Below are 25,721 nucleotides of genomic sequence, written 5' to 3'. Positions count from 1 at the left end.
TCCAAAAAAATTAATGGAATAACTTTTTACAATGCAGAAAATAATTTCAAAGATTTAGAAAATAAAAAATTTAACCCTTACGAAAGCTTTCAGATATACATTTTCTTTAAAGATAATGATGAAATTTTGGTTAAGGTAAACGAAAAATCAGAAATTGAACGAAAAAATTTCAGATTACAAGAGAAAGGAAATACCTTTATACAATTAAATTAAAAAATGGCAAAAAAGAAAAAATATATAAGTCAGAAAAATGATCATAAACTTATGGAAATCGGTAAGCTGATTATGAGATTTATGAATCAAAATCAAACCAAACTATACAATTACAAACAGATCTCGGACGGGATCGATTATAAAAATCCCAGACAGCGCGAGATGGTAATTCAGGCTTTGCATAAGCTGTTGGCGAACAAGCGTATAAAAGAAACCGAAAAAGGTAAATTCAGCATCAATCTTAATATTGAAGGTACTTTAACGGGAACCATAGACTTCAACCAAAGCGGAAATGCGTATGTTACCGTTGAAAATTTGAAGGATGATATCTTTATTCATTCAAAAAACGTGAAAGATGCCCTTCAGGGAGATAAAGTTCTCATTGTTACCTACAATTTCAAAGGCAAAAAACTCGAAGGCTCCGTTTTGGAAGTCCTGGAAAGAAAAAGAACAGAATTTGTGGGAACTTTTCAGCTTGTTCCTCATAAAGAATTCGGATTTGTAGTTTGCGATAAAAAAACAATCAATACCGATATTTTTATTCCGAAAGGAAAAATAAATGGAGCAGAAAACGGCAATAAAGTAGTTGTAAAAATGACAGAATGGAAGCCCGGAGATAAAAATCCTGAAGGCGAGATTCTGCAGGTTCTTGGAAATCCGGGAGAACATGAAACAGAAATCCACTCTATTCTTGCAGAATACGGTTTACCATACGAATTTCCTGAAGAAGTAGAAAGGGAAGCCGACAAAATTGACCGTAGAATTACCGATGAAGAAGCGAAAAAACGTTGGGATATGCGTGATGTTTTGACTTTTACCATCGACCCGAAAGATGCCAAAGATTTTGATGATGCTTTATCTATGAGAAAACTTGAAAACGGAAACTGGGAAGTTGGAGTTCACATTGCAGACGTTTCTCATTACGTAGTTCCGGGAACTGTTTTGGATGATGAAGCTTACGAAAGAGCAACTTCAGTTTATCTTGTAGACCGTGTTGTGCCGATGCTTCCGGAAGTTTTAAGTAATGATGTTTGTTCGCTTCGTCCGAATGAAGATAAATATACTTTCTCAGCTATTTTTGAGCTGAATGACAAAGCAGAAATTCAGAAACAGTGGTTTGGAAGAACGGTGATTCATTCCGACAGAAGATTCACTTACGAAGAAGCTCAGGAAAGAATTGAAACCCAGGAAGGCGATTTGCAGGAAGAAATTAATGTTCTCGACAGATTAGCCAAAATTATGCGTGCTGAACGGATTAGAAACGGTGCAATTACTTTTGACAGAAGCGAAGTTCGTTTCAATTTGGATGAAAACAATCAGCCGATTGGTGTTTACTTCAAAATCAGCAAAGATTCAAATCATTTAATTGAAGAATTTATGCTTTTGGCGAATAAAAAAGTGTCTGAATTTGTTTCGCTAAAAAAAGGAAGTCCGAACGGAAATACCTTTATTTACAGAGTTCACGATGATCCGGATCCTGCAAAATTGGAAGCTTTGAGAGATTTTGTATCTACTTTCGGGTATAAAATGGATTTGGCAAATACCAAAAAAGTCGCTGAATCTTTAAATACTTTACTGAAAGACGTCAAAGGAAAAGGCGAAGAAAATATGATTGAAACCTTGGCAATGCGAAGCATGAGCAAAGCAGTCTACTCTACCGAACCGATTGGTCATTACGGTTTAGGATTCGATTATTATTCGCATTTCACCTCTCCTATCCGTCGTTATCCCGATTTGTTGGCGCATAGATTATTGCAGCATTATTTGGATGGCGGAAAATCTCCGGACAGAAATGAGCTGGAAGAAAAAGCAAAACACTGCAGTGCAATGGAGCGTTTAGCTGCCGATGCAGAAAGAGATTCCATTAAATTTATGCAGGTGAAATTTATGGAAAAATATTTGGGAGAAACCTTCACGGGTGTGATTTCCGGAGTTGCAGAATTTGGTTTCTGGGTTGAAATCCCTGAAAACGGTGCTGAAGGTTTAATTAAATTGAGAGATTTGATGGATGATTCTTACACTTACGACAAAGCAACACACGCAGTTTACGGTTCACGCACAGGAAACCGCTATCAGTTGGGAGATCAGGTAAAAATTAAAGTAGTGAAAGCTAATTTAATTGCAAAACAGCTTGATTTTAAGATTGTTGATTAATATTAGATAAATTATTGAAATATGGAGACCACAGAAATGTGGTCTTTTTAATTGTTAGGCAAGCATTCAAATTATATTCTTTTTAAACCTCAATAAAAATATAATCTTTAAATTTGGCTTTGAAACAAATTTTGCATGTTTGAACTCATATTTTCAGCCATTGGTTTAGGCTTTATGCTGAGTCTGGTTTTTATCGGGCCTATTTTTTTTCTGTTAATAGAAACCAGTTTTACAAGAGGTCCGAAACACGCTTTAGCACTCGATTTTGGGGTGGTAACAGCAGATTTACTTTGTATTATTGCTGCTTATTATGCCAGTGCAGATATTGTTAATCTCATCGATAAACACCCAGGATTTTACAGAATTACATCCATTCTTATTCTCGCTTACGGGATTATTATGATGGTTACAAAAACCAAAATGCATATGCCCGGAGAAGAAAAACTCATCGGGCAGAATTATTTTAAAACATTTATCAATGGTTTTTTACTGAATCTTCTCAATGTCGGGGTAATCCTTTTTTGGTTAGTTACCGTAATTGGCGTAAGAAATCAGTATCCGGATACCGAAAGTCTTATTCTCTATCTCGGAATTGTGATTGCAACTTATCTGGGAATAGATTTTCTTAAAATTTTTCTGGCAAAACAGTTTCACGATAAACTTACCCAAAAACTGGCAAACAACATCAGAAAAGGGGTAGGTATTGTGCTGATTATTTTCAGTTTCTTCATATTCCTTCAAAGTTTTAAAATGTTTAATCAGTTCGACAGACAATTGGAAGAAGCCGAGAAAAAAGAATTAAAATACAAAAAAAACTGATGAAAATATTTCCAAAATCACTTAAAAAAGGAGCTAAAATTGCCATAATTTCTCCTGCAGGTGCTGTAGAACCGGCTCAACTGGAAAAAGGTCTCCAAATGATTACCGCTAAAGGTTTTGAACCTGTTTTGGGTGAACATTTATATACCAAATTCTCAAACGGCTACAACTATGCGGGAACCGAAGCCGAAAGACTAAAAGATATGAACTGGGCGTTGAACGATCCGGAAATTTCAGCAGTTTGGGCTTCGCGTGGCGGTTACGGCTGTCAGCATTTATTGGAAGGTTTAAGTTTAAAAGAATTTGCCAAAAATCCGAAATGGTATATCGGTTATTCAGATAATACCGTAGTTCAGAGCTATTTGCTGAAAAAAGGTTTCGCATCTATTCATGGGCAGACTATAAAAACTTCAAGCTTTGGCGTAACGGAAGAAAGTTATGAAGTAATTTTTGATATTTTAAAAGGGAAAAAGCCAAAATACAGTTTAAAATCGCATCAATTAAACAAGAAGGGAAATATTGAAGGAGAATTGGTTGGAGGAAATTTAGCCCTTATTTATGCACTTTTAGGAACAAAATATTCTTTTGATTTTAGAGATAAAATTTTATTCATCGAAGATATTGGAGAAAACTTCTATGCTTTAGACAGAATGATAATGAGTCTGGAATTAGCAGGTGTTTTCAAAAAAATAAAAGGATTAATCGTTGGTGGAATGACCAACATGGGCGATGAAAAAGAGAATAAGCAATATGAAGAAAGCTTCGATGAATTGTCTTATAAACTCATCTCGGACAGAATTTCAAAGTATCATTTTCCCGTAATTTTTGCATTTCCGAACGGGCATATTAAAGATAACCGACCGTTAATAATAGGTGGTACAGTAAAAATTAAGGCTGGAGAGAAAGTAAAAGTTGAATTTTGAGGAAAGGTAATTCTTTGAAATTTCTTACTCAAACAAGAAAAGTATGGCAGATCACAATGAATTAGGAAAGAAAGCTGAAGATTTAGTCGCTGAATATCTGGTAAAAAATGGCTACACAATTCTTGTCAGAAATTTTCGGTTCAAAAAGAATGAAATTGATATTATTGCCGAAAAAGACAACAAAATAGTTGTGGTTGAGGTAAAAGCAAGATCCACAGATTTTTTTATTCTTCCGCAGGAAGCGGTTACCAAATCAAAAATAAAGGCAATTGTACTCGCTGCCAATCATTTTATGGAAGAGTTTAATAAAAATCAGGAAGTAAGATTTGATATTATTTCGGTTCTTCCAGATTCAGACGGCCAATTAGAAATAGAACATATTCAGGATGCTTTCGAAGCATTTGATGCAAATTAATCAATGTAACAATGTATCAATATAACAGTTTACTAATAATTGTTACATTTAAAAATTGAAAATTTTTATGAAGACAATACTCATCACCGGAGCTACTTCCGGCATCGGAAAAGCCACTGCAGAACTTTTAGCAAAACAGGGAAACAGGATAATCATCTGCGGAAGGCGTGAAGAAGTTTTGGAATCTTTAAAAAAAGAATTATCCGCATTTGCAGATATTTTCAGCTTAAAATTTGATGTCCGGAATTTAAAGGAAGTTGAAAACGCCATTTCATCGCTTCCCGCTGACTGGAAAAATGTAGATGTATTAATCAATAATGCAGGAAATGCACACGGGTTAGAGCCTCTTTCAGCCGGAAATACCGAAGATTGGGATTCTATGATTGATGGAAATGTGAAAGGGCTTTTATATGTTTCTAAAACCCTCATTCCTATCATGAAAGAAAGAAATTCAGGACAGATTATCAATATCAGCTCTGTTGCCGCAAGACAAACCTATGCCAACGGCGTAGTTTATTGTGCTACCAAAAGAGCAGTAGATGTGATTTCTGACGGAATGAGACTTGAATTAACAGAATTCGGCATCCGTGTTACCAATATTCAGCCAGGAGCGGTGGAAACAGATTTTTCGCTGGTGAGATTCAAAGGAGATCAGGAAAGAGCAGCAACGGTGTATGCCGGTTACGAAGCCTTAAAAGCTGAAGATATTGCCGATGCCATTGCCTACTGCATCAATGCACCGCAACACGTCACCGTTTCAGATATGACCATTTATCCAAGCGCACAGAGCGAACCGAGAACCATTTACAGAAAAGGGTAATTTTTAATTTTAAAATGATTTAATTTGAGAATTTGGATATGAGGTTCTTGCCTATTCTATTTCTTTTTTGCTGTGTTTTTGGATTTTCTCAGAAGTATTCTATACAGGAAAAAAAGTTGCTTTCTCAAACTAGAAAGCTTGATTCTCTGATGCAGATTAATAATCCTAAAATTCTTGATTTGTTGGATACAGCTGTTTCGTTCGGTCATTCTAATGGCTGGATCCAGAATCTGGATGATTTTAAAAAAGATTTTTCTTCCAAAAAAGTTGAATATAAAGAAATCAGCCAGATCGAAGTTTCAGAAATGAAGAAATTCAAAAATATTTTCAGCATCCGCAGGAAGATTAAGGCAAAAGGTCTCTATAAAAACCAAGAATTTGAAATGAACTTATCGCTTCTCGAAATCTGGATTAAAAAGAAATCTCTATGGAAATTGTGGAGCCGGCAAAGTGTGGAGATAAAGCCATAAATTTGCTTAGAATATTAAAACAATGAACGAAGAGTCTCAGAATTTTTTAATTTATAATACGCCTAATGAAAAAGTTAAGGTTAATGTTTTTTTACAAAATGATACACTTTGGCTTACACAGAAGGCCATTGCTACTTTATTTGATGTTGCTAAATCAACCATAAGTGAGCATCTTACCAATATTTTCACCACAGAAGAGCTAAGAAAAGAGGCAACTGTTCGGGAATTCCGAACAGTTCAAACTGAAGGGGAAAGAAATGTTACCAGAAATCTTGAATATTATAATCTTGACGCAATTATTTCTGTCGGTTATCGTGTAAATTCTGCAAAAGCAACCCAGTTTAGAATTTGGGCTACTCAAACACTTAAAGAATTTATCATCAAAGGTTTTGTAATAGATGATGAAAGACTAAAGCAAGGGCAAGATCAATTTGGTAAAGATTATTTCAAAGAACTTCTTCAGAGAATACGTTCTATTAGAGCAAGTGAAAGAAGAATTTATCAGCAGATTACAGATATTTTTGCAGAATGTAGTATTGATTATGATAGAAATTCAGAAATCACAAAAAATTTTTATGCAATGGTTCAGAATAAATTTCATTTTGCTATAACGGGTAAAACTGCTGCAGAAATTATTTACCAGAATGCGGACAGTAAAGCAGAAAACATGGGTTTAACTACTTGGAAGTACTCCCCGAATGGAAGAATTTTAAAATCTGATGTGGTTGTTGCAAAAAACTATTTGTCTGAGAAAGAAATTCAACAACTAGAACGAACAGTTACTGGGTACTTTGATTATATAGAAGGCTTATTAGAAAGGGAAAATGCTTTTACAATGGAATCTTTGGCAAATAGTGTCAATAGATTTTTAGACTTCAACGAGTATAAAGTTTTAGAAGGTAAAGGAAATGTAGCAAAAATTGAAGCCAATAAAAAAGCAGTTTCTGAATATGAAACGTTTAATAAAACTCAGAAAATAGTTTCAGATTTTGATAAAGAAATAAAGAAATTAGTTAAAAAAGATAAACTGTAAAAATGAAAATATTATACCTCGAAACTTCCTCTAAAAACTGTTCTGTTGCTATTTCGGAGGGCGATAAACTTTTATGCGTATGTGAAGAAGTTTCAGAAAACTATAAACAGAGCGAATCTTTGCACACTTTTGTAGAATGGGCGTTGGAAGGAGCAGAAATTTCTCTGAATGATTTGGATGCCATCTGTTTGGGAAAAGGTCCCGGTTCTTATACAGGTCTTAGAATTGGAGCTGCTTCGGCGAAAGGCTTTTGTTATGGCTTAAAGATACCTTTGGTTGCCGTCAATTCCATGGAAAGCATGATTGAGCCGTTTTTAGGACAAAACTATGATTATATTATCACATTGGTCGATGCAAGACGAATGGAGGTTTATACTGCGGTGTATGATGGTAAAACGGGAAATGAAACCTCTTCCACAGAAGCAAAAATTTTGGATGAAACCTCTTTTCAGGAATTTAAAGATAAAAAAGTTCTCTTTGTAGGTGACGGAGCTTCTAAAGCCCAAGATATCTTAGATCTTCCTAATGCCGAATTCAAACCAGATGTTTATCCTTCTGCAAAATATTTGGTAAAAAAAGCTTTAGAAAAGGCAGAAAAAGAAGATTTTGAAGATATTGCATATTTTGAACCGTTTTATCTTAAAGATTTTCATGGTGTGAAAAAATCTCAGTCTTAGTACATTTTAAAATGAAATAAAAAAGCGAAGATTTAATTTCTTCGCTTTTTCTTTATTTTCCATAACCATTTGCCGGAATACTATTAGGAACCATTTGAAGATCATTTAATTGTGGCTTCTTTGGAACTCCGTTTAATGTTGGCTGATTTTTATTCTGTTGATTAGTGCTTGGCTGCTGTATCTGGTTGTTTTGAGGGATATTTCCGGGTGTACTGCCTTTATTTTCCATCATCTGCGGATTGTTATTATTTGGGACAGCATTTCCTTTATGATCAGTAGTCTGAAATTTAAGATCACTTTTAAGGTAATTCAGCATCTCTTTAGCCTTCATCCCTTCTGGAGTTTTGGCATAATTAAGAACAATTTGTTCCAACTGAAGAATCATTACTTCTTTTCCGCTGGTTTTTCCTGCATTAAAGGCATTCAATAAACTCAGTTTAGGGACAAGTGCATCTTTTGGATATTTAAGGATGATTTGGTCTATTTTGGCTTGGCTTTCTGCAAATTTTTCAGATTCGTAAAGTGCATATGCCGCTTTGTATTCGTTCTCTACTTCATCCGAAGATTTTACAAAATTACTGTTTTTAGGATTTCTTGCGAATTCTGCATACGATGTATACGGATAATCAGTAATTAAAATTTGTTTTGCTCTTTCCGAAATCTGAGGATTTTTTTCATAATTCATAGAAAAAATCTCGTATAAAGCCTGAAGCATTACTTTCTCTTCCGGTTTCACATCCACAAGATCGTAAAGTGTTTTTGTGGCTAAAGGCGTATTGGTAAAATAATTTTGATACATAATACCCAATCCTAAAGAGGCGGTATCTCTGTCTTTTTTTAGTTGTGAAAGTTTTGCAACATCCGTAGGAATTTGTTCGATATAATAAGCGGGTTCAAAACGTCTTGGGTTAGGGGCTGCGTTCACTCCCAACGCTTCGTTTTTCATATCTTCCAGAGAAGCCATTTTTTTGGAATAACGCCAGTTATCTGAAAGAGCACGGTCTCCCCAAATCTGTTTAAATGTTGCAGAACCTTTACTTACTGTATTATTATTGCTGAAATAAAATCCTTTTGCAGCTACTCCAAAATCCTCGAATCCTGCGTTACCATTAGCAAAAATAGAGTTGGAATTGTAATCTCCGGTATCAAAACCTTTACTTCTTTCTGCTCTTCTTCTCTCCTGCTCTGCTTTTTCTTCTTTAATTTTCAATGCAGCAATATATTTAGAAAAATATTCGGTTTTCTGTGGTTCGGTCATTTTTGCCAAAGAAAGAATACTGTCGTTTTTCTTAATAAAATAATAGTTTTTGGATATTTTTTTGATATAGTTAGACTGATCTTTAAGGAGAAGTTTAGAGGGTTCGTAAGTCATGGCAACCAAAGCAGAATCGTAATATGCTCCGGCTCCTATGTAATCATTTTTCTCTAAATACCCTTTTCCAATTTCATAATAAGCCAATCCTCTTACCTGAGAATCTGAAACTTTTTCTAGCAAAGACTTTCTGAAAAATTCCTGCGCTTCTCTTTTTTTACCTGCTTTATTGGCCATGAGACCAAGAGCATAATAAAACTCATTTTTTCGGGATGCGTAAGTTCCTTTTTTGCTTATTTTTTCGAGATAATCTTTTGCACCTTCATAATTGCCTTTTCCGTTGAATGTTTTTGCAATTTCTATCTGAGATTTCACTTCAAATTCAAAATCGTTGGCATATTTATAAGCGGCAAGAAAGCTTTCTCTTGCAAGATCAGATTTCCCCTGTTCCTGCAAAACCTGCCCTCTAAGAAATGCAATTCTGCTCTTTAATTTTCGGTTTCCGTTCACTTCAAAAGCACGGTCTAGTTCCTTTACAGCTTCTTCTTTTTTTCCGGCATCCAAAAGAGATTCCGCATAATAAATGCTCATTACTTTTTCGTGGTCCTTGCTCAGTTTCTCGCTTTTAAGTTCGGCGAAAATATCTTGTGATTTGCGAAAGTTTTTCATTTGAGCATACGCCAAAGCTTCGTAAACATGAGCCAATGGAAGCCTTTTGTCTTTTTTCATGTGAGTGAAGACATAGTTAAGTGCATCCAGAGCCGAGAGATATTTCCCCTGATAAATTCTCGATTGTGCCAAAATAATGTAAGCATCGAAGATCTTTTTATTCTGCTCCTCTCCTTTTCGGATAACCGAATATTTGTTGATGGCTTTTAAAGCTTTTGCTTCAGCAATTTCTAAAACGGTTGCTCCTTTATTCTGCATTGTACCATCAGGATTTTGAGACATTGGAGAATTTCCGGGCATTCCGGGAGGCATTCCGGGAACATTTTTAGAGTTTGCGGAATTGTTAAGCCCTGCCATTTTCATCGTATTTTCGGCAAATGCGGAAGACTGTCCCAAATCGCTTCCTAGAGGCTGATCTTCATAGGTAAGAATAGGAATATAGGGTGCATAGAAATTGTCTTTGTGAGACTTATCTCTTGATGTAAACTCACTGTTTAATGCATCTTTCGCATTAAACAAAGTATTATAGTAGGTAGAAAAGCCCTTTAGAAACTTTGATCTTGCTTCCGGTTTTTTCACTTTTGTGGAACAGGAAACAACAATAATCGCTGCTAAAAGGAATATGATTTTCTTTTTCATTATTTCAATATAACTCGCTAATTTACTTTTTATTATCAGCAGTTTGATGATTTTGTAAAAATAATAAAAAATTATTTTGGAAATTTCTGTATTTGTTTCAGGTTTTTATAAACCAAGTGTGTTGGTAATCCCATAATGGTATAAAAACTTCCTTTTATGGATTTAATTTTTGCCATTCCCAACCATTCTTGTATTCCGTAACTTCCGGCTTTATCGAAAGGTTTGTAGTTTTCGATGTAAAAGTCTATTTCATTATCTGAAATCTCATCAAATTCCACTTCGGCAACATCGGTTTCTGTAATTGTTTTATGAACAGTTTTTAGGGTAATTCCCGTATAAACCTGATGTGTTTTTCCGGATAATGATCGAATCATTTTTCGGGCTTCGTCTTTATCTTTTGGTTTTCCAAGAATTTGATTTTCAAAGGAAACAATTGTGTCTGCTGTTAAAAGCACTTCATTTTCTGATAGACTTTCATAACTTTCAGCTTTTAATTCAGAAAGATAAGCTGCAGCATCAGAAATTTGAATATTTTCGGGTAAAATCTCGTCACAATCTATCTTCACAACTTCAAATTCGAAGCCTAAACCGGCTAAAAGTTCTTTTCTACGTGGCGACTGTGAGGCTAAAAGTATTTTCATAACTCGATTTTAAACAGATTGTGTGTTATCGTCATGCCAATTTCCCTGTACCTTCATTACCTGCTCAATAACATCCCGAACTGCTCCACTCCCACCCTTTTTTGTAGAAATATAATCTGCGATGGCTTTAATTTCCGGAACGGCATTTTCCGGGCAACTTGCAATTGAAGAATTTTTCATCATGTGAAAATCTGGGATGTCGTCTCCCATCGTAAGAATTTCATCATTTTTGAGATTATATTTTGCTTTAAAATCTTCATAATCTACCATTTTATCGTGAGATTTTGCATAATAATCTTCAATACCGAGATAATTAATGCGATGTCTTACCATTTCATCGTTTCCGCCGGTTATTACTCCGATTAAATAATTGTTTTTCAGAGCTTTTACAACCGCATATCCATCCAAAACATTCATCACTCTGCACATATTTCCGCCAGGCATTAAATAAACACTTCCATCTGTGAATACGCCATCTACATCAAACACAAATGCTTTTATATCTTTTAATTTTTCTTTATAACTCATTGTAAATTATGATTGAAAAATGATGATTGATGAACGATAAAAAATTCAAATCCATAGCAATCACTAATCGTTTTTTAATTATTTTTAATCAAGATTATAAGTAAGTCGAACGGTAATTCTTGCAGATTTCTCTTTACTTGAAGTATCGAAATTTCCTCCATAGCTGTCTTCATCCGTAGAACCTTTTGCAGTAATCTGGAATACTCCCATAGAAGCGTCTTTAAGTTTACCCAAATCTCCGTCTGCACTGCTTACAATTTTTTCAGCTCTTTCTTTGGCATCTTTTGCACCGGCTTCAATAAGACTGTGTTTCAAAGAAGCAAGGTCAGAATATGTATATTGAGCAGAAGAAGGTTCAAACTGAACTCCGTTGTTGATTAATTCTGCTGTTTTATCAATTACGCTTTCTATCTTTTTCATTAAAGCAGGGTTTTTTTGTGCTCTGAAAAAAACACTCTGCGTTGCTTTATAGCCATCAAAAATTTCTTCAGACTTTTCGCTTCCGTCTGATTCTTTTGTGGTTACTGTGCGGTAAGATCTGGAAAAATTAACTCCGCCAAAAGAAAATTCTCCGGCTTTAAAACCTTTGCTGTAGAAAAAAGCCTTTACCTTTTCTTTATCCTGAGAAATAATGTTGTAAGCATCTTTAGCATCCATTGCATTGGCATCGAAACTTCCGCTCCAGTTAATTTCGTCGGAAATAAAATCCTTTGTTCCCAAACCGGTTACCGAAATGGTGTCTTGTTTTAAATTTCTGTTCTTAAAGCTAGAACCTAAAATAAATGCAGTAATTACAATAGCTGCTCCTATAATGAGTGAACGGATGATGTTTGTATTCATTTTTTTGTGATTTTTCTCAAAGATAAAATATTATGGGAGATGATACATTTTTTTAATAGAAAGATTCATAGTTTTATAAATATTGAGGCTTTCGTCTGCCAATAATTCTTCATGAAGCTCCAATATTCTTTTATCGTTTCTTACTGCGGGACCAGTTTGGGCAGATTTGGGTTCCATTTCATGAATTTTCTGAACGGTTTCATCTATAAGCGGTAAAAAATAATCGAACGGAATTTCCTGAGAATCTGAAATTTCTTTAGCTCTGGAAAAAAGATGATTTGTAAAATTGCAGGCAAAAACAGCAGTAAGATGTATGTATTTCCTTTTTTCGTAAGAACTTTCCATTACTTTATCCGAAATTTTAGAAGCTATTGCAGTAAGTAACTGTTGATCTTCGGGATTTTCAGTTTCAATAAAGAAAGGTATTTTTTTGTAGTTTAAATTTTTAGATTTAGAAAATGTCTGTAAAGGATAAAAACTAGATTTTCTATATTCTCCGCTAAGAATTTCTTTAGGTAATGACCCTGAAGTATGGGCAACTAGACAATTTTTTTTAGTAATCATCCGAGAAACCTCTTCTACAGAATGATCGCTTACACAAATAATGTATAAATCTGCATCTGTAAGTCTTTCAGTAGAATAAGGGATGTGTAGTTCTGTAGAAATCTTTTGAAGGTCATTTTCATTTCTGCCAAAAATCTGAGCTACAGAAATACCGTTTTGCTTCAATGCTTTTGCTAGATGATAGGCAACGTTTCCTGAACCAATAATAACTGTTTGCATTACACAAAGATAGATAATTTGGCTCATTGGTTTTACGGTAAAAAGACAGGTTTATAAAAAAATGAATGATTATATTCTAAATATTTAGCATAAAAATTGGATATATAGTTTAACTTTTAAATATTTTTGTCATCAAAACAATGAAAGCATCACATGAAGAGTAAAGACGCAGAGATAATTGCGCTTATGCAAGACTCACGAACACTGGATAAAGGGATTCGTGTGATGATGGATGCTTATCAGAGTAGATTGTATTGGCACATTAGACGTATTGTAGTGGATGGAGATCTTGCTCAGGATACGTTGCAGGAAACTTTCATTAAAGCATATCAGAATTTTCATCAGTTTAAAAACGACAGTCAGCTTTATACATGGCTGTACAGAATTGCAACCAACGAAGCTTTGCAGCAAATAAATAAACTGAAGAAAATGCAGAAAACAGATGAAGATCCTTCCTATTACATGCAAAATATTATTGCAGATAATACAGAAGATGATGCCGAAGAAATACAGATTTTATTACAGAAAGCTATACAGAGCCTCCCTGAAAAACAAAAACTTGTATTTACGATGAGGTATTATGATGATTTGCCGTACGAAGAAATATCGAAAATTGTAGATATGTCGGTAGGAACCCTTAAGACAAACTATCATTATGCCAAGCAAAAAATAGAAGAATACGTTAAAGAAAATTACGAAAGATAATTTTTGATAAAACATTAAAAATGAAAGATTTTAATCTAGATAATTTAGAACGCAAGAACATTTATAAAGTTCCTGAGAATATGTTTGAAAATATTCAGGAAAGGGTTTTGGGCGGAATGAAAGATTTTGATCTTGAAGAATTGGAGCGTAAAAATATTTATAAAGTTTCTGAAAATTTATTTTCAACAGTTCAGGAGAATGTTTTAGAAAAAATTTCGAAAAAAAGAAAAACTCCTATTTTCAAAATGAACTGGGGATATGTTGCGGCAGCTTCTTTAGCTTTAATCTTTGGAACAACTTGGGTTTTTAATTCTAATTCTGACATTTCTGAAAATACTGATTCAGTAACAAATTATGTGCAGAATGTTGAGGTTCCTAAAACGGATAATGAGATTGCCAACAATACTGCGAAATCAAATATTTCTGCTGAAAATCATGAAGTTACCAAAATAGTAAGCGAATCTAATTCTAAAGTTGCCGTTTCTCATGTTTCGGAGAATACATCAGAAAATCCAATTAGAAAAACAGCAAAAGCTAATAATAATGAGATTCATATGAATGAATATATCGAGTCTCTTTCCAATTCGGAGATTGCAGAATTGGCGAAAAATTCCAGTCAGGATGTTTACCTCGACTTATTTAATTAAACGAAGATGAAAAAAATATTATTTATACTTTTTATAATGACAGGTTTGATGCTGAATGCACAGATCAATAATTATGATTGGAAAAATATGACCCGCGAAAAAAGACAGGCGGTAATAAACAGTCTTCCTCCAGATGAAAGAAAAGCACTTCTCACAGATCTGAGAAATAAAATGGTTCTGGATATGTTGGATGTAGCACCTAAAGACAAAGATGAATTTACAGAGGTTTACAACGAGTATCTGGATAATCAGAAAAAAATAATGAAACAGTTTAACTCCGATTTTGATCCTGAAAAGCTTAGCGAAGAAGAGGCAAAGCAAAAACTTCAGCAAAGTTTCGAGTTAGGTCAGAAATTATTAGACAATAAAAAGAAATATGCGGAAAAAATGCAGACTGTTATTCCTTGTCAAAAAGTTTTAAAATTATTTAATTCTGAAGCAATGATGAGAGATAAAATGAACCAAAGAAAACCGCATAACGAAAAACATACTATGCCCGAAAAAAAACAAAACCCATAATAGTTTATTTTTTTAATGTTGGACGACTCTTGCAATTTATTGTGAGGGTCGTTTAATTTTTAAGAAAAACTTATTTTTGCAAAAAAAAGTATGAAGAAATTATTTCAAATCGTGTTTTGCTTTATGGCTGTCTTATCGTTTTCTCAATCTATAGAAGCCATTAAATTTAAAGGAAATATTACCAGATTTGATGGTGTTACTTATAAAGGTTTTAATGTTTTAGACCAAAGGCAAGATAAATCGATTGGAAATTTACCCTTTAATGAAAATAAAGAAATGAAAGAAGTGGTTTTCTCTACAACTCCAGAAAACGATTTCAAAGCTTGGTTTAGCAGAGGGAATACTTTAGATGGGAAAAATGAACTGGTTCTTATTTTAAAGAAACTGAAACTTTCTACAGGCGAAAGCGATGGAAAGAAAACGAACGGAAATATGGATTTTTCAGCTCAAATATTCCAAAAGGAAGGTGACAAATACCGTTTTCTGTATAAAAAAGATACTGCTTTTGCTTTTCAGGATAAACGAGTTTCAGAGTTAATGGTGAAAAATATTCCAGTAATTTTTTCAGAGTTTATTAAAAAAGCTTACACTTTAGAACCTGCTAAAGATGCAGTGTTACTTAATAATCTTTCTGATTATGAAGCGTATGTAAAAAACAAATACGAAGCCTTTAAGAGTGACAAACTAAAGGATGGAATATATTTAGATTTCAATTCTTTTTTAAATCAAAATCCGTTAAAAGGAAATTTTGAATTAGAAAGAAACGATAAAGGCGAAGTAACCAAGGCAATAAAAATAGAAAACGATAAAAAAGAAAAAATATCTGCCAATAAAATGTTTGCTTATGTGGAAAATGGCAAAGCTTATAAGAAAACAATGTCAGGCTTTATAGAAATCAATAAAAATGAAAACGGATTTTATATAATCGCCAATAGAGGACAGATTTTTCCTGCAGACTACAATAGTACTTACGGTATGTTTGGCTTAATAGGTGCAGTAGCCGGTTCTATTGAGCAAGCTTCCAAACAGAAGAAAATGAAAAATGAAGATAAACAAGAAGTTTATATTGATACTTTAACGGGAGAATACGATTTTCAGGATAAATAAATCAATTTATTTCATTGCTTACAGATTAAGAGAGACGAATTGTCTCTCTTTTTTTTATCTTTGCAAATTACATCGTTCATCAATGAAAAACATACGAAATTTTTGCATAATCGCCCATATTGACCACGGTAAATCTACTTTGGCAGATCGTCTTTTAGAATATACTAATACGGTTACTCAGAGAGAATTACAATCTCAGACGCTGGATGATATGGATTTGGAAAAAGAACGTGGGATTACCATTAAATCTCACGCCATCCAGATGGATTATGAATATAAAGGAGAAAAATTTATATTAAACTTAATTGATACACCGGGACACGTCGATTTTTCTTACGAAGTTTCCCGCTCTATCGCTGCTTGTGAAGGTGCACTTCTTATCGTAGATGCCGCACAAAGTATTCAGGCTCAGACGATTTCTAATCTATATTTGGCGTTAGAGAATGACTTAACCATTATTCCTATTCTTAATAAAATAGATTTACCATCTGCCAATCCGGAGGAAGTAACCGACGAAATTATGAATCTTATCGGTTGCGATTATGATGATGTTCTAAGAGTTTCCGGTAAAACGGGAGAAGGTGTTCATCATTTGTTGGAACAGATTGTTGAGAGAATTCCAGCACCAGTTGGAGATCCTAACGCGCCACTTCAGGCTTTGATTTTTGACTCGGTTTATAACCCATTTAGAGGGATTGAAGCTTACTTTAAAGTAGTAAACGGAAGTATTTCTAAAAATGAAAAAATAAAATTCTTCGCTACCGGAAAAGAATACGGTGCGGATGAAGTCGGTACTCTGAAACTAAAACAAGTCCCAAAGAAAACCGTAGAATGTGGCGATGTAGGTTACTTGGTTTCTGGGATAAAAGATGCCCGAGAAGTAAAAGTAGGAGATACCATCACATCATTTGATAAACCTGCAGCAGGCCCGATTGAAGGTTTTGAAGAAGTAAAACCCATGGTTTTTGCAGGGATTTATCCAATTGATTCTGAGGATTTTGAGGAATTGAGATTTTCCTTAGAAAAATTAAGACTTAATGACGCTTCTTTGGTTTTCGAGCCAGAAAGTTCAGCAGCTTTAGGTTTTGGTTTCCGTTGCGGATTTTTAGGAATGCTTCACATGGAAATCGTACAAGAGCGTTTGGATAGAGAATTCAACATGAATGTGATCACCACAGTTCCTAACGTTTCTTATCACGGGTTTACCAAGAAAGATCCGGAAGAAGTTATACTGATTAATAACCCATCCGAAATGATGGATCCTACCACTATGGATAGGGTAGAAGAGCCATTTATCAAGGCTTCTATCATTACAAAATCCGATTTTGTGGGAGCTGTGATGACGCTTTGTATCGAGAAACGTGGCGAAATTGTCAACCAAAGTTATCTGACTTCGGAAAGGGTAGAATTGATCTTCAATATGCCTTTGGCAGAGGTTGTTTTCGATTTCTATGACCGACTCAAATCTATTTCTAAAGGTTACGCTTCGTTTGATTATCATCCGATTGGTTTCCGTGCTTCCAAATTGGTAAAAATGGATATCCTGATTAATGGCGATATGGTGGATGCTTTATCTTCATTAATTCACGATTCTAATGCTTATCATATTGGTAAAAAGATGTGTGAGAAACTGAGAGAATTAATCCCGAGACAACAGTTTGATATTGCGGTACAGGCGGCTTTGGGTACCAAAGTTATTGCCAGAGAAACCATCAAAGCTTTAAGAAAAGACGTTACCGCAAAATGTTATGGTGGTGATATCTCGAGAAAGCGTAAACTTCTGGAAAAACAGAAAGAAGGGAAGAAAAAAATGAAACAGATTGGTAGAGTAGAAGTACCACAATCGGCTTTCATGGCTGTTCTTAAGCTGAATGATTAAGAAAAACATTCAAATAAAAAAAAGTAATCCACAGAAAATTTCTGTGGATTTTTTATTGAAAAACATTACCAAATAAGAAAACTTATTTTAAAATATAAGACAATTTACTAGTATATGTTGCTGAAGAGTGTGCTTTTTCCTTTTCAAACGAAGCTTTGTCTTCTCCTAATTTTTTTATTAAAGGAATATTCGAATTTAATCTTGGGTTGATTTTTATATCATTAACCAACAAAGCAGCTTTCTCAAATTCATCGGTTATAAAATATGAAATGAAGAGATTTCGTTTTAACGCAAGTAGTACATCTTCGTTTGTTGTGAGTTTTATTTCGTTTTCATAATAGTCTGAAAGAGGCTGTATCTGCGTTAGTTTTTCTTTAGGAATGTATTTGTCTTTGTAGGCAATAGATGCAATATCTTTTGCTAATTGTTTCAGTTGTTCTGTTTTGGTATTGTATTCAGCAAATTTTTCATTTTTTTTATCTTTAAAAAATTCAACGAAAAGAGTTCCTGTATTATCATGAGTTATGCTGTATTTTTCATTGAAAGCGTTCCATGATCCTGCTATTTGGTTTTGTCCAATTAATGCATCGAAAATCGCCATAGTAATATTGCTTGCCTCTTTGGTAAAGTACGCTTTTGAAGCTTCCTGTGCTTCGGATAACGTAGGGAAATCTGTTTCCTTTAGTTTGCGCATTTCGTCTTTGGCATAGACTTTATCTGAAAAGTTTAGATTTTCATATTTTATATTTAAGGTATCTTCTTTTACCAATTCTCCGCTAAACGAATCCTTAAAAGTTATATGAAGAGGAACTTCTAAAAACACAGAAATACGGTATTTATTTTCCCATGCAGTGCCAGATTTATACATTTTAGAGTCAGCTATTAAATCACCTATTTTTATAGTCGCATCCAGAACACCACTTCCGGATTTTGTAGTTTTTTCTAAATTTCCAATTCTGAGGTAGCTCTCCTTAGAGTCGTTTCTTATTTTCGTGAAATTATTTTCGTTGATACTCGTTTCTGATATGGGTTTTCCATCAGATTTTACGATCATTTTAGTATTAGAAATATCAATTTGCGTTTTATACTCTAAAAATTTATACGAAAAAGCATATTCCGGATATTTTATAAAGTAACTACTAGCAGATTCTGAATAAGTTTTGACTTTTTGCGCAAATGCACCAATAGCAAAAGTCACTAATAATAGAGTGAGTCTTTTTTTCATTTCATGTGTTTTTTCAAAAGTAAAAAAAATATAAAAATGGCACAATAGGTTTATGATAATTTACTGAATTTTTCCTTTAATGCACAGGCAACCAAACTAATTCTGCTAAATCTATTAGGCTGAAAAATTAATTATCTCCATTCATTTTAAAATATAACACAAAGAATTTTCTGTGGATTTTTTTGTTTCGATAACTGAAAAGTATATTTTTGTGTATTCATCACACAAACTAAATTATGCAGAATATCAAAGTGGCTGTAGATGCCGTTATTTTTGGCTATTTCGATAAGAAAGACCTCCAGATTCTTTTGATAAAAAGAAAGATAGAGCCTTTTAAAGGTGATTGGGCACTTCCCGGTGGATTGGTTTTGGATGATGAAAATCTTGATGATGCGGTAAAGCGTGAGCTTCACGAAGAAGCGGGCATAAAACCTGATTTTTTAGAACAACTCTACACCTTTGGCAATGTTGGTCGGGATCCGAGAAATCGCGTCGTTTCTATTGCTTATTTAGGTTTGGTAAATCCTTCTTATCACGAACTTTTTGCAGATTCTGATGCAGATGATGCACAGTGGTTCGGTATTAACCAGCTTCCGAAAGTGGCTTTTGACCATCAAATAATTATTGAAACAGCACTCAAGAGGCTTCGCACAAAAATCCAATATCAGCCAATTGGTTTTAACCTTCTTAATGAAGAATTTGCCTTTTCTGATCTTGAAAATCTGTATAAAACCATTATTGGAAAAGAAATTGACCGCAGAAATTTCAGAAAGAAAATAATGAGTTATGGACTTCTGAATGACACTAATATTCTTAAAAAAGAAGGTACGGGAAGACCTGGAAAATTGTTTACTTTCAATCAGCAGAAATATAAGGAACTGGAAGAACAAGGTTTCTATTTTGAGATCAAATAAATTTTATTTTACTGAAAATCAGATTTTTAAATTAATTAGCGTAAAAATAACGCAAATAAATTCGGAGAAAAAGGTTTTAATTATTTAAATTTGTGTGAAATTAACGCAATAAGAAAATTATTTCATTTTTGATTAGCGTAAATATGACACAAATATTAACTTAAAATTGTAAAGCTATGTTCGGTTTCAGACACATTAAATTCGATTCAATGACTTACGTTCTTCATTTTAAAAATGGAAATATCGTAAAAGAAGGGAGAGGTTTATCATTCTTTTATTTTGCTCCCAATTCGTCCATCGTTGCGATTCCGATGGGAAGTAATGATCTGCCTTTTATCTTTAATGAAAACACACACGATTATCAGACAGTGAAAATTCAGGGGCAAATCAGTTATAAGATTACAGATCCGAAAGCACTTTCAAATACCTTAGATTTCACCGTAAACGAGACTGGAGTTTATAAGAAAAATGATATCGAAAAGCTGAATCAGAGAATCATCAATCTTGCTCAGACTGCAACTTCGTCTTTTATTCATCAATTAAGTTTAAAAGATGCCATTCGTTCTGCAAAACAGATTGAAGGTAATATTCTGGAAGGATTGATGAATTCTGAAGCCATAAAAACAATGGGAATTGAAATTCTTGGAGCTAATATTCTCGCTGTTCAAACTACCCCGGAAATGGCTAGAGCTTTGGAAACCGAAACCAGAGAAAAACTACAGCAACAAGCAGATGAAGCAATTTATGAGAGAAGAAATTTTGCTGTGGAACAGGAAAGAAAAATTAAAGAATCTGAACTGAATACGGAAATTGCAGTAGAAGAGAAGCAAAAACAGATTGAGGAAAAAAGAATGGAAACCGAAGTTCAGCAGGAAGAAAATAACAGAATTCTGAGAGAGATGAAAATTGCTGCGGATATTTCTGTCGAAAATCAAAGAAAACAGCTTATTGAACAAAAAACGGAAAATGACAGAAAAGAAGCTGAAACACAAGGCTATATTCTGGAAACTTCTTTAAAACCTTACAAAGAAATCGACTGGAAAGTTTTGAGTGCTTTAAGCGGAAATCAGGATGCGAAAAATAATATTGCTTTGGCTTTCAGAGAATTGGCAGAAAATGCCGGCAAAATCGGAACTTTAAATATCAGTCCTGATTTATTAGACACTGTTTTGAAAAAGTAAAAGAGTAGGTCAAAAATTTTATCTCACAAATCAAAAAAATGAAAAGGGAATACGCCATAATTATCAAAAATAAAACAAGACTCGAGTCTTTAATTGAACGGTTCAACACCAAAGCTCAGGCAAAATTTTATATCGAAAGTTCGGGTGGAAATTTTCAGGAATATGTGGATGAACACGAAAAATTTTATCAGTCATTTCTGGAAGTTCAGACAAAGCTTTCAAAAGTAATTAAAAATAAAGTGATTGAAAGAGAATTTGTTCCGTCTTATATTTTCTCTGAAAATAATTTAATTGTAGTGGTAGGACAAGATGGGTTGGTTGCCAATGTAGCAAAATATTCTAAAAACATTCCGATTGTGGCAATTAATCCTGATGAAGAAAGATACGACGGTGTTTTGCTTCCTTTCACGGTAAAAAACTTTCTGAATGGAGTAAATGCTGTGTTAAACGAAAAATTTAGTTCAAAGAAGATGAGGTTTGCAGAAGCGGTTCTTAATGACGGACAAAAACTATTGTCAGTAAATGATTTGTTCATCGGGATTTCTTCACATTCATCAGCAAGATATAAGATAATGCTGAACGGAAAAGAAGAAACCCATTCTTCCAGCGGGATTATTGTTTCTACAAAAACAGGAAGTACAGGTTGGCTGAGTTCAATTTTCAATATGGCTTTCGGAATTTTAGGCGAAACAAAATTGCAATACCCCAAACTGAAAGAGGACGATTTGTATTTTGCTGTGAGAGAACCTTTCAAAAGCATCAGAACACAAACCGACATTTGTGGCGGAAAGTTGAAAAAAGGAAACAAATTAGTGATAGAATCACTAATGCCAAATAATGGTTTTATCTTTAGTGATGGAATTGAGCAGGATTTTCTACAGTTCAACAGTGGTGCAATGGCAGAAATAAAGCTGTCTGATGAAGAAGCGGTTTTGGTAACAAATTAATTTTTGAAAAAATGAAAAAACTAACCATATTAACTGGCGCAGGAATTAGTGCCGAAAGCGGAATAAAAACTTTCAGAGACGGAGATGGTCTTTGGGAAAATCATAATATAACAGATGTTGCAAGTCCGGAAGGATGGCAAAAAGATAAGTCTTTAGTTTTAGAATTTTATAATCAGAGACGTCGTCAGCTTCATGAAGTGGAACCAAATGAAGCTCATCTTCTATTGGCAGAACTGGAAAAATATTTTGATGTACAAATTATTACTCAGAATATTGATGATCTGCATGAGAGAGCAGATTCAACAAATATTTTGCATCTTCATGGGGAATTATTCAAATCTTGTTCCTGCGAGAATAAAAATCTCATTTACGAACAAAAATCTGATATCAACTTAGGAGAAAATGCAGAAGATGGGGCACAACTGAGACCATTCATCGTTTGGTTCGGAGAAGATGTGCCGTTAATGAGAGAAGCAACTATTATGGCACAAGAAGCAGATATTTTTTTGGTTATAGGAACTTCTCTGCAAGTGTATCCTGCAGCAGGATTGCTTCATGACATCAAAGATGATTGCCTTTTAATCGTCGTTAATCCCAACGAAACTGGTTTCGGATATGGGCAAAGAGCAGTCGTGATAAAAGAAACAGCAACCCAAGGAATGAAACTGCTCTTTAAAGAACTGTTAAGTCTTGCTTAAACCTATAACATCAGGAAAATTTAAATGATTTTAAGCAGCAAAAACTAGAACCCTTACCGGATTTTTGATATTAAAAAATTGAAAAAGAATAATACGACATATTTTGTCGCTTTTAGAATTTATCTTTGTTGAAGAAACTTTTTGTAATGAAGAAAGATTTTTACCTCACAAGATATGCACTCATCATTAAAAAGCTTGAAGCTACACCATCTACTTATTCGCAGATAGAGGAATATTTGCTTAATTCTTTTGAGTTTCAGGATGCGGGTATAAAAAGTTATTCGATGCGGACTCTTCAGAGAGATATTCGGGAAATATCAGATCTTTTCAGTCTTTCCATTCATAATAAAAAGAGAAGAGATAACAGATATTATATAGAAAGTCGTCCTATAATGGAAGTGGATGGGTACAACCAAAAGCTATTAGAGTCTTTCCAGATAAGCAATGCACTGAATGTACATCCCGATTTTGCCGATTTTATCTTTTTTGAAAGCAGAAAAGCTACGGGAATAGAGAATTTTTATGATCTATTTTTTGCTATCCGAAATAAAAGAATTCTTCTTTTCGAGCATTACAATTTTAAAAATAAAAAAATGACTTCAAGAAAAGTTCATCCTTTGGCACTTAAAGAATCTAAAGACCGGTGGTATCTCATCGCTGTAGATACCAAAGATCAGCTTTTGAAATCGTTTGGGTTAGACAGGATTAATTATCTTACGGTAGGTTCTCAGAATTTCAGAGAAAAGTATGAATACAATTTAAGAGACCATTTCAAGAATGCTTTTGGAGTGATGAACCTTGTAGAACAAAATCCTCAGAAAATTGTTTTGCAATGCAGCAGACATCAGGGAGAATACATTAGAAGTTTTCCTTTGCATCAATCCCAAAAAGAGATTAAGGAAACTCAGGAACATATTTATTTTGAATTTTTTCTTCACCCAACATACGATTTTATGCAGGAAATTTTATCTTACGGTAAAGAAGCAAAAGTATTGGAGCCTGAAACTTTAATAGAGCAAATAAAAAATAATTTATCCGAATCTTTGAAAGCTTATACAGACCAATAGTTACAGCAAAATTCTTTTTGAGTATATTTACCCTTACAAAGATATTTTTTTTGAAAAAAATTGTTTTATTTCTCCTGTTTCTCTCGTCATTCTGCTTTTCTCAACAAAATGAAGAATTCAGAATGATTAAAAATTACTATAATCAGCATCGCCGAATGCTCAGTAACGAATTTCGTAAAAAGTTCGACAAAGAATCCGCTTCTGTCTCTAAACAAGCCGTAAAGAATGACTTTAGGTTTTTTATGAAAAAGATGGACAGTATAGAGAATGTAGCTCTTGTAGGAGCACTTCTGAAAGTAAAAAATTTGGAAGATCTCAAAAAAATTAATGATTATCCTCAAAATTCTGTAAAACAAAGCAACGAAATAACTACCGTAATTGTAGAAAAAACAGCAGATTATCCGGGAGGTATTAATTCTTTAAGAAAAGAAGTAGTAGATTTATTTTACAGTGATGGTGTTTATTCCGAAAGTACGACACTTAAAACGGTTGTTGCTTTTGTGGTAGAAAAGGACGGAAAAGTTAGTGATGTAAAAGCCGAAGGAGAAAATTTTACATTCAACAGGCAGGCAGAAATTGCACTTTATTCTTTATCGGGAACATTTATTCCTGGTCAAATTAATGGCGTTCCTGTAAGATCCAGATTCAGGTTTCCTTTGTCTATTAATTTTGAATAATTTTTCATTATGTAGTGTTTTATTTTTTATATTTGACCCGAATTTCTAAGATGAGATTCATCAATAATATATTGGAATTCAATAAGATTTAAATTGTATTTTTTTGAAAATCTCATTTAAAACTTAAAAACAAATAAAAACTATAATTATTTATATATGAAAAAAATCCTTTTAGGATTATTCCTTACCGCCGGATTATGCTCTGCGCAAACAAAAGACATTAGCGAAAACCAAAGAAAGAACGACATCGTTGCAGATCCTGTTTTGCTTGTAGCAATTCCTTTGGCAAATGTTTCCTACGAAAGACTGATTTCGGAGAATAAAGGGATCGGGGTAAACGCAATGGTACATCTTGATAGAAAAGAGGACAGATTTACTCAGTTTTCTGCATATTACAGAATATATTTTGGTAAAAAATATGCTTCAGGTTTTTTTCTTGAAGGTTTTATTCCTGTAACTACAAATTCTTACGATGATTATCATTACCAATATGATAATATTACAGGGTTTTACACTTCGACTCATGTTACCAAAAATAATCTTACTACAGTAGGCGTTGGTTTTGGAGTAGGAGGAAAGTGGGTTTTAAGAAATAATCTGGTAATTGAAGCCAGTGGAGGAATTGCAAGGAGATTTGGAGACCGCAGCAATTATCATTTTGAAGAAGTTACCGGAAAAATAATGGGCGGAGTAGGTTACCGTTTTTAATTTTTGCTATTACTGAAATAATAATGAAAAGCTTAGTTTTGTACTAAGCTTTATTTTTTATGTTTACCGACGAATATTTTATGAAAATGGCTTTGCAGGAGGCAGAAACTGCCCTTGAGAAAGATGAGGTTCCTGTGGGCTGTATAGTGGTTTCTAACAACCGTGTCATTGCACGATCTCATAATCTTACAGAAACTCTTACCGATGTTACAGCTCATGCAGAAATGCAGGCGATAACTTCTGCTGCCAACTTTTTAGGCGGAAAATATCTTGTAAACTGTACTTTATACGTTACTTTAGAACCTTGTGTAATGTGTTCTGGGGCGTTATCTTGGTCCCAAATTTCAAAAGTTGTGATTGGTGCGAGAGATGAAAAACGAGGATTTATGAATAAAAATCTTCAGCTTCACCCGAAAACAGAAATCGTTACCGGTATTTTAGAAAATGAATGCTCGGCAATTGTAAAAGAGTTTTTCAAAGGAAAAAGATGAATTTTCAGCGTTTTGAAATT

At 33.9% G+C, this 25,721-nt stretch carries 27 protein-coding genes; 21 read left to right on the top strand and 6 right to left on the bottom strand.

The features are described from left to right. The first annotated feature begins 216 nt into the window (after positions 1-216). The 8 genes from rnr (at position 217) to tsaB (ending at position 7,524) form a co-directional block, all read left to right on the top strand. Positions 217-2,367: a ribonuclease R gene (gene rnr, locus IV513_RS00980; protein ID WP_209388648.1), complete on the top strand. Its 2,151-nt coding sequence runs from the start codon at positions 217-219 to the stop codon at positions 2,365-2,367. Positions 2,368-2,502: 135 nt separating this feature from the next. After that, positions 2,503-3,186, top strand: a complete 684-nt coding sequence (locus IV513_RS00975; RefSeq protein ID WP_209388647.1) for a LysE family translocator — start codon at positions 2,503-2,505, stop codon at positions 3,184-3,186. Then, a complete protein-coding gene (locus tag IV513_RS00970; protein ID WP_209388646.1) occupies positions 3,186-4,109 on the top strand; it encodes an LD-carboxypeptidase in 924 nt (307 codons plus the stop codon). Before IV513_RS00975 ends, IV513_RS00970 begins: the two co-directional genes overlap by 1 nt. Positions 4,110-4,128: 19 nt before the next feature. Then, positions 4,129-4,524, top strand: a complete 396-nt coding sequence (locus IV513_RS00965; protein ID WP_317196391.1) for a YraN family protein — start codon at positions 4,129-4,131, stop codon at positions 4,522-4,524. Between the two features lie 67 nt (positions 4,525-4,591). After that, positions 4,592-5,344, top strand: a complete 753-nt coding sequence (locus tag IV513_RS00960; RefSeq protein ID WP_209388644.1) for an SDR family NAD(P)-dependent oxidoreductase — start codon at positions 4,592-4,594, stop codon at positions 5,342-5,344. A gap of 116 nt (positions 5,345-5,460) precedes the next feature. Continuing rightward, positions 5,461-5,814, top strand: coding sequence for a hypothetical protein (locus IV513_RS00955; protein ID WP_209388643.1), 354 nt, complete (start codon positions 5,461-5,463; stop codon positions 5,812-5,814). Positions 5,815-5,836: 22 nt separating this feature from the next. Then, entirely contained in the window at positions 5,837-6,847 is a 1,011-nt protein-coding gene (locus IV513_RS00950) for a virulence RhuM family protein (RefSeq protein WP_209388642.1), read from the top strand. A 2-nt stretch (positions 6,848-6,849) separates the two neighbouring features. Beyond that, entirely contained in the window at positions 6,850-7,524 is a 675-nt protein-coding gene (gene tsaB / locus IV513_RS00945) for a tRNA (adenosine(37)-N6)-threonylcarbamoyltransferase complex dimerization subunit type 1 TsaB (RefSeq protein ID WP_209388641.1), read from the top strand. A 52-nt stretch (positions 7,525-7,576) separates the two neighbouring features. On the opposite strand, the gene IV513_RS00940 is transcribed toward tsaB, so the two are convergent. From IV513_RS00940 to IV513_RS00920, 5 genes are all read right to left on the bottom strand, one after another. Beyond that, positions 7,577-10,144: a lipopolysaccharide assembly protein LapB gene (locus IV513_RS00940; RefSeq protein ID WP_209388640.1), complete on the bottom strand. Its 2,568-nt coding sequence runs from the start codon at positions 10,142-10,144 to the stop codon at positions 7,577-7,579. Between the two features lie 71 nt (positions 10,145-10,215). Then, positions 10,216-10,785, bottom strand: a complete 570-nt coding sequence (locus IV513_RS00935) for a nucleoside triphosphate pyrophosphatase (RefSeq protein ID WP_209388639.1) — start codon at positions 10,783-10,785, stop codon at positions 10,216-10,218. A gap of 9 nt (positions 10,786-10,794) precedes the next feature. Continuing rightward, positions 10,795-11,313 (bottom strand): HAD family hydrolase, encoded by a 519-nt coding sequence (locus IV513_RS00930; RefSeq protein WP_209388638.1) that lies wholly within the window; start codon positions 11,311-11,313, stop codon positions 10,795-10,797. 84 nt (positions 11,314-11,397) lie between these two features. Next, entirely contained in the window at positions 11,398-12,153 is a 756-nt protein-coding gene (locus IV513_RS00925; RefSeq protein ID WP_209388637.1) for an SIMPL domain-containing protein, read from the bottom strand. A 30-nt stretch (positions 12,154-12,183) separates the two neighbouring features. Beyond that, positions 12,184-12,936 (bottom strand): Rossmann-like and DUF2520 domain-containing protein, encoded by a 753-nt coding sequence (locus IV513_RS00920; protein ID WP_209388675.1) that lies wholly within the window; start codon positions 12,934-12,936, stop codon positions 12,184-12,186. Between the two features lie 153 nt (positions 12,937-13,089). On the opposite strand from IV513_RS00920, the gene IV513_RS00915 reads away from it, so the two are divergent. The 5 genes from IV513_RS00915 to lepA all read left to right on the top strand — a co-directional run bounded on the left by IV513_RS00915 (position 13,090) and on the right by lepA (position 17,793). Continuing rightward, the gene (locus IV513_RS00915) at positions 13,090-13,641 is read left to right on the top strand and encodes an RNA polymerase sigma factor (RefSeq protein ID WP_209388636.1); all 552 of its coding nucleotides are present in this window, start codon (positions 13,090-13,092) and stop codon (positions 13,639-13,641) included. 20 nt (positions 13,642-13,661) lie between these two features. Next, positions 13,662-14,288 (top strand): hypothetical protein, encoded by a 627-nt coding sequence (locus IV513_RS00910; RefSeq protein ID WP_245168822.1) that lies wholly within the window; start codon positions 13,662-13,664, stop codon positions 14,286-14,288. 6 nt (positions 14,289-14,294) lie between these two features. After that, a complete protein-coding gene (locus IV513_RS00905) occupies positions 14,295-14,807 on the top strand; it encodes a hypothetical protein (RefSeq protein ID WP_209388635.1) in 513 nt (170 codons plus the stop codon). 90 nt (positions 14,808-14,897) lie between these two features. Beyond that, entirely contained in the window at positions 14,898-15,914 is a 1,017-nt protein-coding gene (locus tag IV513_RS00900) for a hypothetical protein (RefSeq protein WP_209388634.1), read from the top strand. 82 nt (positions 15,915-15,996) lie between these two features. Beyond that, complete coding sequence (gene lepA, locus IV513_RS00895) at positions 15,997-17,793, top strand: translation elongation factor 4 (RefSeq protein ID WP_209388633.1); 1,797 nt, start codon at positions 15,997-15,999, stop codon at positions 17,791-17,793. An 82-nt stretch (positions 17,794-17,875) separates the two neighbouring features. On the opposite strand, the gene IV513_RS00890 is transcribed toward lepA, so the two are convergent. Next, on the bottom strand, positions 17,876-19,018 hold the full coding sequence (locus IV513_RS00890; protein WP_209388632.1) for a hypothetical protein: 1,143 nt from the start codon (positions 19,016-19,018) through the stop codon (positions 17,876-17,878). Between the two features lie 236 nt (positions 19,019-19,254). On the opposite strand from IV513_RS00890, the gene IV513_RS00885 reads away from it, so the two are divergent. The 8 genes from IV513_RS00885 to IV513_RS00850 all read left to right on the top strand — a co-directional run bounded on the left by IV513_RS00885 (position 19,255) and on the right by IV513_RS00850 (position 25,701). Beyond that, positions 19,255-19,932, top strand: a complete 678-nt coding sequence (locus tag IV513_RS00885; RefSeq protein ID WP_209388631.1) for an NUDIX domain-containing protein — start codon at positions 19,255-19,257, stop codon at positions 19,930-19,932. A gap of 209 nt (positions 19,933-20,141) precedes the next feature. After that, positions 20,142-21,113: an SPFH domain-containing protein gene (locus tag IV513_RS00880; RefSeq protein WP_245168821.1), complete on the top strand. Its 972-nt coding sequence runs from the start codon at positions 20,142-20,144 to the stop codon at positions 21,111-21,113. A 38-nt stretch (positions 21,114-21,151) separates the two neighbouring features. Next, positions 21,152-22,060 carry an NAD(+)/NADH kinase gene (locus IV513_RS00875; protein ID WP_209388629.1) on the top strand — a complete coding sequence of 303 codons (909 nt, stop codon included), beginning with the start codon at positions 21,152-21,154 and terminating at the stop codon, positions 22,058-22,060. An 11-nt stretch (positions 22,061-22,071) separates the two neighbouring features. After that, positions 22,072-22,758 (top strand): NAD-dependent deacylase, encoded by a 687-nt coding sequence (locus tag IV513_RS00870; RefSeq protein ID WP_209388628.1) that lies wholly within the window; start codon positions 22,072-22,074, stop codon positions 22,756-22,758. A 146-nt stretch (positions 22,759-22,904) separates the two neighbouring features. Further along, positions 22,905-23,825, top strand: a complete 921-nt coding sequence (locus tag IV513_RS00865) for a YafY family protein (protein ID WP_209388627.1) — start codon at positions 22,905-22,907, stop codon at positions 23,823-23,825. 50 nt (positions 23,826-23,875) lie between these two features. After that, positions 23,876-24,502, top strand: a complete 627-nt coding sequence (locus IV513_RS00860; RefSeq protein ID WP_245168820.1) for an energy transducer TonB — start codon at positions 23,876-23,878, stop codon at positions 24,500-24,502. Positions 24,503-24,658: 156 nt separating this feature from the next. Further along, the gene (locus IV513_RS00855) at positions 24,659-25,210 is read left to right on the top strand and encodes a hypothetical protein (protein WP_209388626.1); all 552 of its coding nucleotides are present in this window, start codon (positions 24,659-24,661) and stop codon (positions 25,208-25,210) included. Between the two features lie 59 nt (positions 25,211-25,269). After that, positions 25,270-25,701: a nucleoside deaminase gene (locus tag IV513_RS00850; RefSeq protein WP_209388625.1), complete on the top strand. Its 432-nt coding sequence runs from the start codon at positions 25,270-25,272 to the stop codon at positions 25,699-25,701. Positions 25,702-25,721 lie beyond the last annotated feature (20 nt).

Origin of the sequence: Chryseobacterium sp. RR2-3-20, from assembly GCF_017808115.1 — a bacterium.
In the GTDB taxonomy this organism is placed as follows: Bacteria; Bacteroidota; Bacteroidia; order Flavobacteriales; family Weeksellaceae; genus Chryseobacterium; species Chryseobacterium oryzae.
Note: the sequence above shows the minus strand (reverse complement) of the source record. Positions and strands in the feature narration are given on the sequence as shown.